We start from the raw sequence: 3,596 nt of genomic DNA, 5'->3' as shown, positions 1-3,596 counted from the left end.
CAGACGCTGGCCCAGATCGAGCTGTTCACCAAGCCCGACGCCTACCCGACGGGTGTGTACACGCTGCCCAAGCACCTGGACGAGAAGGTCGCCCGCCTCCACCTGGACGCCCTCGGCGTGAAGCTGACCACGCTGCGCCCGGAGCAGGCCGCCTACATCGGCGTCGACGTCGAGGGCCCCTACAAGCCCGACCACTACCGCTACTGAGCGACCCGTACCGCCGCCGAGCGGTACGGCACGGCCTGCTGGTGAGCGCGTCGGCGCGCTGACACCCTCACCAGCAGCCCCACCTCCGAGGCAGGCCCCCGCACCCCCGTGTCGGGGGCCTGCCCCTTCGGCCGCCCGGTCCGTCGGCCGGACCAGCCCTCACGCCCCAGGACCCCCATGCCCCGCGGCCGTTATTCGCTCCACGATCCGCACGATCACACCCCCCTCGCCGAAGAACACTTCCAGTGCGCCCCCGGCCCCTCCGGCTGGCGCTACGTCTCCCGACTGACCACGCCGTCGGGAGACCACCACGGCTCCGTGGACCTCACCCTCGACGACCTGGGCCGCCCCATCCGCCTCGAACTCCACGCCGCGGACTGGCAGGTACGCGGCGCCGCCCTGGACGGCGTCACCTGGGTCCGTACGGACCCGACCGGGACCCATGCCACGGAAGGCAACGTGCGCGCCCACGCCTTCACCGGCACATCCCCCGCATTCCTCATCGCCACCACCCGTCTCCTGCGCCTCACCCCTTCCGCCACGGCAACTCGCGTTCGCCTCGTAGCCCTCACCGATCCCGTCCTCGCCCCGCGCACCGTGGACCAGTCCTGGACCTTGGTGAACAGAGAAGCACACGCCACTGACAACGGCCCTCTGACCGTGGACGAATACCAGGTCACAGCCCTGGACACGGGAGAACAGCACATCGTGCACATCGCCGGCGACGTGGTCCTCGCGGCGCCCGGAATCGAGTTGGAAGACCTCGAATCGCCGCCGTCGATGTTCGAGTGAGGGGGCGAGGGGCGTACAGCAGGGCGCCGGGTCTGTATGACGAGTTGCCGGGAGGGCGCGTCGTCAGGCCGCAGCGGACGCAGGGTCAGGCCGGAGGCACGAACCCCGTTCTTTCGACGGCCGGGCGGTCCGTGAGCGGCGAGGCCGGTGACGGGGCGGCTGGTGAAGCGTGCGGCTGACCAGTCGGCGCATCGAATGCCGGAGATGCGGACTGCGGCGCCGGGAGTCGGCCTCCGAGACCGGCCTGTCCGGCGGCGGGGGCCGCAGGCTGCGGGGACGGCGTTCGGTACGTGGCGCCGGAAGGAGCCGCGTACGGATCGGAGCCTGCCCCGGCCCCGCTCGCGAAGGCCCGCCGTACTTCCCGGGCCTGCCGCTCCTGCAGCACCGCCGCCAGATAGGCAGCCGGCGGAACACCCTGCGGAACCGGCGTTCCGGTGTGAGAAGCGAGGTCGGAGGCGAGCCGCTCCGCCATGGCCCAGCCCGCCTGCGGATCCAACTGCTGCATGCGGGCCAGATACTGGCGGACGGTGAGCCACAGCCCGTCGGGAACCGCGGACAGATCGAGCGCCGAGAACCGCCCGGCCAGCCAGGGCGGCGGCGGAGGCAGGAAACCGGTGCGCGCGACAGGCACCCGCTCCCGTACGACGAGCGTCCCGGCGAACACATCCCCGAGCCGCCGCCCGCGAGCCGACACGAGCGAGGCGATGCAGGCGATGACGCCGAACGTCATCAGGATCTCGATCACACCGATCCCGCCCCGGACCAGCGCATGCCGGAACCGGATCGGACCGCCGTCGTCCCGCACCACCCTCAACCCGCACGCCAGCTTCCCGAGGGAACGCCCATGGCTCAGCGTCTCCACCGCGATCGGAGCGCCGACCAGGACCAGGACGAACACCCCGAGCGACACGGCGACCTGAGCCGCGTCGTCCAACGAAGCGGTGGCGGCGATGAGCACGATGGTCAGGGCCACGTAGACCGCCACGGCCACGACCAGATCGAGCAACACCGCCAGCGCCCTGCTGGGCAGCCTCGCGGGGCGCAACTCCAGCGCCACCGCCTCGCCCGTCACCAGCTCACTCACGCCCGTCGCCCTTCCCCTGGCCTGCTCTCGCAACGGCCAGTCTGCCAAGCTGAGGGCGCATCGCGCCGCAGTACGACAAGCTGACATCCAGGACGAGCCGCCGACGAGCAGCCGAGGAGCAGGCAGACCGATGGACCTCGACGTCTTCGTCACCGCCCACCGAGCCGAATGGGACCGTCTCGACGCCCTCCTCGGACGCCGGCGCCTCACCGGAGCCGAGGCCGACGAACTCGTCGCGCTCTACCAGCGCACGGCCACCCATCTCTCCCTCATCCAGTCCAGCGCCCCCGATCCCCAGCTGACCGGACGACTCAGCCAACTCGTGGCACGCGCGCGTAGCGCCGTGACGGGCACCCGGCGCGCCTCGTGGAGGGACGTCACCCGCTTCCTCGCGCACGGTTTCCCCTCGGCCGTCTACCGATCACGGCGCTGGTGGGTGCCCACGGCCCTCATCTCCACCGTCATCGCGATCATCCTGGGCTGGTGGATAGGCACCCACCCCGACGTGCAGGCGTCCATCGCCGCCCCCAGCGAGCTGCGTGAACTCACACGCCCGGGTGGCCAGTACGAGACCTACTACTCGAGCCACCCCGCGGCCTCCTTCGCCGCCCAGGTCTGGACGAACAACGCCTGGGCCGCCGCCCAGTGCCTCATCCTGGGCATCTTCCTCGGTCTGCCCGTCCTCTGGATCCTCTTCCAGAACATGCTCAACCTCGGCGTCGGCTTCGGCCTGATGTCCTCAGCCGGCCGTCTCGACACCTTCCTCGGCCTGGTCCTTCCGCACGGCATGCTCGAACTGACCGCGGTCTTCGTGGCCGCCGGCACCGGGCTCCGCCTCGGCTGGACCGTCATCGACCCAGGCCCCCGAACCCGCCGCACGGCCCTCGCGGAGGAAGGCCGTGCCGCCATCGGCATGGCGATCGGTCTCGCCCTGGTCCTGTTCGTGTCCGGCGCCATCGAAGGCTTCGTCACCCCGTCCGGCCTGCCCACCTGGGCCCGCATCGGCATCGGAATCCTCGCGGAGCTCGCCTTCCTCCTGTACGTGTTCGTCCTGGGCGGCCGGGCAGCGCGCAGCGGAGAGACAGGCGACGTGGAGGCGGTTGAGCGCAGCGCCACGGTCCCTACGGCCGCCTGATGTGCGGGCACGCCCGTCGAGCTGTTAGTCTCTCCTTCGCCCCGCAGGAGCCGTTGACACGGACCAGGCGGGGAGGTAGATTCGAACAGTTGCCTGGAACTGGATCCAATCCGGTCGGCAGCAGTGAGTATCTGTCTGCTTCTCGGAACATCGATTTCGAAGAAGCCACCTCCCGATGAATCGGAAATGAGCGGCCGGTCAGACCGGCTCGAATCTTCTGATAAAGTCGGAACCGCCGGAAAGGAAACCGCGAAACAAAAGCGGGAACCTGGAAAGCACCGAAGAAATCGGATCGGAAAAGGATCTGATAGAGTCGGAAACGCAAGACCGAAGGGAAGCGCCCGGAGGAAAGCCCGGAAGGGTGAGTACGAAGGAAGC

Annotated in this window: 4 protein-coding genes; 3 read left to right on the top strand and 1 reads right to left on the bottom strand. The window is 69.8% G+C overall.

Annotation, left to right across the window (positions count from 1 at the left end):
- Positions 1–207: adenosylhomocysteinase (locus ABZ453_RS50725; RefSeq protein ID WP_359026806.1), on the top strand; the 207-nt coding region annotated here is incomplete at its 5' end.
- 177 nt (positions 208–384) lie between these two features.
- The gene (locus ABZ453_RS50720) at positions 385–999 is read left to right on the top strand and encodes a hypothetical protein (RefSeq protein WP_359026804.1); all 615 of its coding nucleotides are present in this window, start codon (positions 385–387) and stop codon (positions 997–999) included.
- An 85-nt stretch (positions 1,000–1,084) separates the two neighbouring features.
- Here the strand turns inward: ABZ453_RS50720 and ABZ453_RS50715 are convergent, their stop codons facing one another.
- The gene (locus ABZ453_RS50715) at positions 1,085–2,083 is read right to left on the bottom strand and encodes an RDD family protein (RefSeq protein WP_359026802.1); all 999 of its coding nucleotides are present in this window, start codon (positions 2,081–2,083) and stop codon (positions 1,085–1,087) included.
- A 130-nt stretch (positions 2,084–2,213) separates the two neighbouring features.
- Between ABZ453_RS50715 and ABZ453_RS50710 the strand changes: the two genes are divergently transcribed.
- Positions 2,214–3,218 carry a stage II sporulation protein M gene (locus ABZ453_RS50710; RefSeq protein WP_356951286.1) on the top strand — a complete coding sequence of 335 codons (1,005 nt, stop codon included), beginning with the start codon at positions 2,214–2,216 and terminating at the stop codon, positions 3,216–3,218.
- Positions 3,219–3,596 lie beyond the last annotated feature (378 nt).

Source organism: Streptomyces sp. NPDC005799 (genome assembly GCF_040630525.1).
Lineage (GTDB): Bacteria > Actinomycetota > Actinomycetes > Streptomycetales > Streptomycetaceae > Streptomyces > Streptomyces griseorubiginosus_B.
The sequence above is the reverse complement of the archived record's forward strand: the minus strand, read 5'-3'. Positions and strand labels throughout refer to the sequence as shown.

Bases quoted from the DNA above. Each gene is read 5' to 3' on its own strand.
- ABZ453_RS50720 (WP_359026804.1), top strand. From the start codon at position 385: ATGCCCCGCGGCCGTTATTCGCTCCACGATCCGCACGATCACACCCCC.
- ABZ453_RS50710 (WP_356951286.1), top strand. From the start codon at position 2,214: ATGGACCTCGACGTCTTCGTCACCGCCCACCGAGCCGAATGGGACCGT.